6 protein-coding genes and 1 pseudogene are annotated in these 4874 nt (G+C 63.9%); 2 read left to right on the forward strand and 5 right to left on the reverse strand.

Translation table 11 applies throughout. From position 1 onward, the window contains the following. The 4 genes and pseudogenes from VF662_RS03030 to VF662_RS03045 form a co-directional block, all read right to left on the reverse strand. Positions 1-181: hypothetical protein (locus VF662_RS03030; protein ID WP_464137547.1), on the reverse strand; the 181-nt coding region annotated here is incomplete at its 3' end. Next, entirely contained in the window at positions 178-1785 is a 1608-nt protein-coding gene (locus VF662_RS03035; protein ID WP_464137558.1) for a TonB-dependent receptor domain-containing protein, read from the reverse strand. The genes VF662_RS03035 and VF662_RS03030, both read right to left, overlap by 4 nt. A gap of 9 nt (positions 1786-1794) precedes the next feature. Continuing rightward, a pseudogene (locus VF662_RS03040) lies at positions 1795-2337 on the reverse strand (TonB-dependent receptor plug domain-containing protein); the annotation flags it as partial. 31 nt (positions 2338-2368) lie between these two features. Beyond that, complete coding sequence (locus VF662_RS03045) at positions 2369-2806, reverse strand: hypothetical protein (protein ID WP_464137550.1); 438 nt, start codon at positions 2804-2806, stop codon at positions 2369-2371. Positions 2807-2813: 7 nt separating this feature from the next. On the opposite strand from VF662_RS03045, the gene VF662_RS03050 reads away from it, so the two are divergent. Both VF662_RS03050 and VF662_RS03055 read left to right on the forward strand, forming a co-directional pair. Next, on the forward strand, positions 2814-3539 hold the full coding sequence (locus VF662_RS03050; RefSeq protein WP_464137552.1) for a 3'-5' exonuclease family protein: 726 nt from the start codon (positions 2814-2816) through the stop codon (positions 3537-3539). 38 nt (positions 3540-3577) lie between these two features. Next, on the forward strand, positions 3578-4465 hold the full coding sequence (locus tag VF662_RS03055) for an exonuclease domain-containing protein (protein ID WP_464137554.1): 888 nt from the start codon (positions 3578-3580) through the stop codon (positions 4463-4465). A gap of 219 nt (positions 4466-4684) precedes the next feature. Here VF662_RS03055 and VF662_RS03060 read toward each other — a convergent pair. Continuing rightward, positions 4685-4874, reverse strand: a 190-nt coding sequence (locus VF662_RS03060; RefSeq protein ID WP_464137556.1) for a hypothetical protein, incomplete at its 5' end; no start/stop codon positions are given.

Here is a 4874-nt window from a genome sequence, read left to right on the forward strand (position 1 = left end):
ATGGCAGGCGACGCAGGCGCTCGGGCTCCTTCTCTTCCAGTGCAAGCACCTCGGGGACGCGTGCCAATGCGTTCGCGTCATCGTAGAAGAGGAAGGATAAGACGTACGGCTCACGCGTCCTGTGAATGCGCGAGTAGTCAAGGGAAAGACGCGGCCCTCTGATGTTGTTGGGATTGATCACGAATCCCGCAGAAAGGGTGCTCGCTCGCTCGGGGGGCGAGTCGGGCGATCCTCCGTACGGGAAGGTGAAGTTCCGTTCGCTTCCGACGGGCCGCCCGCCTCTTTTCGGATCCGCAAGGGCCGGGCTCTTGAAACGAATGTGCCCGAGTTGGAGCGCAGGTTCTGGATGGTGGGCGGGAGTTCGCCGGTGGCAGAACTCATCCGAAGCATAAGCTTCTCATGAGGAAAGAAGCGCACCCCGGCTGTGTAAGTGAGCGCAGTGCGCCGAGAACGGCTTGCAGCCGTGTCTCCCGGAAGAAAAGCACCGAAGCCGCGCGGGTAAAGCGTTCTGGCCGCATCGCGGCGAAGGGCCAGCATCAGCTCGAGCTGCCGCAATATCGGAAGGTGCGTTCCAGCGGCGGTGAGAGGAGCCCGCAGCTCTAAATAGCCGGAGCTCACTACTTGCGATCGCGGCGCGCTTTCCCGCACCTTGGGGAGCTCTGAAGCGGAGCGGGTGGTTCCTGTTGTGACCGGCACGCTTTCACGCCGCCACTCGATCGCGCTTGTCAAAGCCAAGGGACCGCCCGGAAGGTTCAGCAACGGCCCTCCTAGGCGCAGCCCGGCACTCCGGAAGTTGTTCTTGAGAAATTGTCCGTAGTCAGACGTTTGTCGATAGGCGAGGAGCGTTGCATTGCGGACAGCGGCAGGTGCGAGGGGGTCGACCACCGGCAGGCCGGGGCCCCCCGGCGTTCCTCTCCTAAGGGAGTTCAGGAAGGAGAGGCTCTGAAGACTGTAGGCGTCCCGCCTAACCGCTCGCACCTGAGCAGCGGAAACGTCTGCATTGAGGCTCCAGTCATGGCCCATCCTGATCACCGTCCCCAGCGTCACGCGATTGCTGGTGATGGTCTGGCGGTAGGTCCCGAGAAGATCCGGGCGCGGAAACGTAAACACCACCGGCTGTTGAAAGAGATTGGTCGGCGCAAGCGCAGTCGTTGGTCCTTGCTCGTTGAACGAGAATTCCTGCCTTCCTTCATTCCGAAGCCAGGCGGTATCGATATAGGCCTCCATTCTGCCACCGAATTCCTGTCGCAAGCTGGCGAGGATGGATGCCGAGGTGCTTCTCGGAAGAAGCGAGGCTGTGCCGGAACGGCGATCAGGAGCGGGTTCCAGCATCAAGGCCCCTGCGTTCGCACGGAGCAATTCTACCGCCTCGCTCCTTGAGCCACTGAAATCAGCAGGCAGGAAGGAATAGGTGGCGCCGAGCGTCCCGCCGCCAAATTCCGGCTTCAGACGGAGCGGCTGATTGTCAGCGCTGAATACCGACACGGCATTGCCGATATTGTAGGTCAGGAGCCCGCCGATCGCGAGAGGAAGCCGAGCGAAGCTTTCAGGATCGTTCGCGCTCTGGCGCCGTCGTTGCCGCTCCGTATAGTCTCGCTGGCCTCGAAGCAGACCGCTCGAGGTGCGCATGCTCCCGGTGATCATCAGCCTCGTACCGCTATCGCGAATTCGGAACCCACCGATGCCCTCGATGGCCGTGGTGGACGCGTCGGAACGGTCGCTGATGCCCTTTGTCATTCGCAGGTCGAGGCCCTCAACGTCGCGGCGCAAGATGATGTTGACCACTCCGCCGAGCGCGCCCGGGCCGTAGGTTCCGCCGGCAGTTCCAGTGATCGTCTCGATCCTCTCCATCGCGATCAGCGGCAGCGCGTTGACGTCAGGCTGCAGATTGTCGAACTCGAATGTGGGGATGCTCGGAAGACGCCGCCCGTCGAGGAGGACCAGGGTACGGTCGCCGCCAAGGCCGCGAAGGTCCACCAGCGATCTCGGGTCGCCGAATTCAGTCGGCAGCTGAGCCGGCGCCGCTTCGACGGAGTTCCCCGGCAACTTGCTTCGGAGGACCTCGTTCACGTCATCGCGGGTGGGTTGCTCGAAGACCTTGCGGCCAAGGACCCGGTAGGGTCGAATGTCGTTCGTCGAGCGGCGGATGTCGACGTTCTGCGTCCGTCTGCCGATCACCAGGATTTCGGGGATTGGCAGGCTCTCGGCTGCGCGGTCCGGCGGCGGCAAATGCGTAAGTCGAACCAGATTGAAGCTGCCGCCGGCCAGTCGGAAACCGATGCCCGTGCCCCGCAGCAGCCGCTCGACCGCAGCAGAACGGGTGAAGGTGCCCCGCAACCCGGCCGACCTCAGGCCGTCGACAAGCCGGCTATCGAAAAGGATCTGCGTCCCGGTTTCCCGCGCGAATTCCAGGAGTGCCTGGGAGAGAGTCCCGCCACGAACATCGACACGCAGCGCTTCGCTGGGGCTTACGAGTGGTGCGGCGCTCAGTCCGGCAGAGGACGAACTCGGCGAAGCTGTGCGGGACGTCGAGCTTGCGGCCGGCCAGCTCGCACAATGCGTCATAGGCTTGGCGGGCGCGCACTGCGCCTGCGTCCGTTGCAGCCAGGATCGCAGCTCGCTCGTCCTCGTTGAACGCCTCGGAGGACACGTCTAGCAAGCCTGAGCGGACCAGCGTCCACCAGGAACCGGCCCGGTCGCGGTGCCGGAAATCCTTCTGCTTCTCGACGAACAGTCCGGCGATGAAGTCGAGTTCGGGCTCGGTAAGTTGATCGAGCGCGCTCACCGGCACTTTGCGCGCGCGCATCTCGCGAATGAGCGCCCATTCCTCAGGTTCGACCTGCTCTTCGACGACCGCCCGTTTTCGCGGGGTGCGGTGGCCGTTTCGTCGGCCGGTCGTGGTTAGCTGGATGACTCTCGTGGAGGACGAACAAGGCGTCCCCGCTCCGGTGGCGCTCAGGACCGTGGGCTGCCCGGAACAGACTGAACGCGAGATGCTCCAGGCCTTCTTAGTAGACATCTCGAGCGTCGGTCCCGCCGACCTGGTATCGTGGGGTGGAGCGGCCACGGACATTCCCCAGCTGATGTTGAGCGCGGGGATTCATGGCGTCACGCTGCCGGAATGCCTGAAGTCATTCGGCCAGCCCTTCGACATGCGGGGCCGGCGTCACACTGATCTGATGCTGGCGATGGGGCACAACGCGGCGCGCGTTCATCTCGCCGAGATGGCGGCGGCCTTGGAAATCCCCGTCAAGCCGGTCGGGGCCCCGACGGCAGTCGCCGGTTACATCGAAGCAGGCAAGTGGTCGCTTGTGAGGAGCACGGCTGAGGCCGACGTGCTGACCACGAGCCTCATCCTCGCCCATTATCTGCAGCTGACCACGTCATCCTGCGCCGGGCCGATGTGCGATCGCATCGCCAGCTTCGCCGCCAACATGACCCATCGCCCCTTCGCTGGGGAATTCGCTGCGTACCGCGACCGCCTGCGCGCTGTCGCCTTGTCTGACGCTTGGTGGAGCCGCCAGCGGTTCGCAGCCTGATCGCTGCCGTTGCGGCAGCCTACAAGAAAGGAAATCACATGAGGTTCTATGAATTCGAGGGCGATCCCGCCCTGGAAGTATCCGCCCGTGCCCTGGACTTGTCGGGGGACTTTCGCGTCCTGCGGCGCCTGCCGGAGCTGCACGAATTGTGGGTCGCGCCCACGCCTGCTGAGGGTCCAGCAATACAGCTACTAGTCGTCGACAGCGAGACCACGGGTCTTGGCGACACGGACAAGATGATTGAATTCGCCTTGGTGAAGATGGCACTCGATCGCGACGGTCAGCTCTGTGACATCAGCTATCCCATCAGTGGGCTGGAGGATCCTGGCGCGCCGCTGCGCCCGGTTATCGTGACCATCACCGGGCTCGATGATGCCACACTGGCTGGCAAGCACTTCGACGAGGATGTCCTGCGGGATCAGCTCTCCGACGTCGACGCCATTGTAGCGTTCAACGCCGGATTCGACGCTCGCTTCTGGCGAGCACGGTTCCCTTGGATTACGCAGCCGTGGATCTGCGCCCAGAAGGACCTGGACTGGTTGCACGGGCAAGGCCACGCCGAGCGGTCGCAAACGGCGCTGCTGGCTGCGCGGGGCTTCTTCTACGAAGCTCACCGCGCGGCTCCAGATGCCTGGGCGCTAGCGATCCTGCTGGCGACGCAGGCCCGCGATGGTCGCACGATCGCGGCGAACCTGGTCGACGGCGCCCGGCGCATCACGCATCGCGTCCGCGCTGCCGGCGCGCCGTTCGCCTGCCGCGATGATCTAAAGGAGGCGGGCTACCGGTGGGACGCCAAGGCGAGGGAGTGGTGGATCGACGTCGAACCGAAACTGCTCGATGACGAGCTTGCAAGGCTCGTGAAGATGCACCCCTTCACCAGGCCCACGCATAAGCCGATAGATTGGTTCAATCGGCATATGGGTTGAAGGCTGTTGCCGGCGCGGAGGACATAGCCGCGCCGGCAAAGTCGTTCGCCGTGTAGAAGATGGTGTTGTGAGCTCCGGGGCTCACTCAGCAGAGTCATGGCAGCGTGACGGAGGCAACCGCGAAGTGGACGTGAAGCGCTATGGAGCCTTCCTCGTTGCCCGTGGGGGTTCGCCAAACTTCCGGACCTACTTGCGTACGACAGCTGGCCTAATGATGCCTCACTCCACACCACGAGCATCGGAGCGTCGCTTGCGTGCTATTCCCGCGCCGACGCGCGATCGCTGAGCAAGCGGCAGTAGCCGGATGGGCGAGGCCGGCACTTCCGAGGTGATCACCGGCACATAGCGCGCCATGAACTCGCGGCGCTCCGTCAAAACAACCTCGGCGCCTTCGGTGCTCATCCGCTTG

This window comes from Allosphingosinicella sp., assembly GCF_036387215.1.
Classification (GTDB): Bacteria; Pseudomonadota; Alphaproteobacteria; order Sphingomonadales; family Sphingomonadaceae; genus Allosphingosinicella.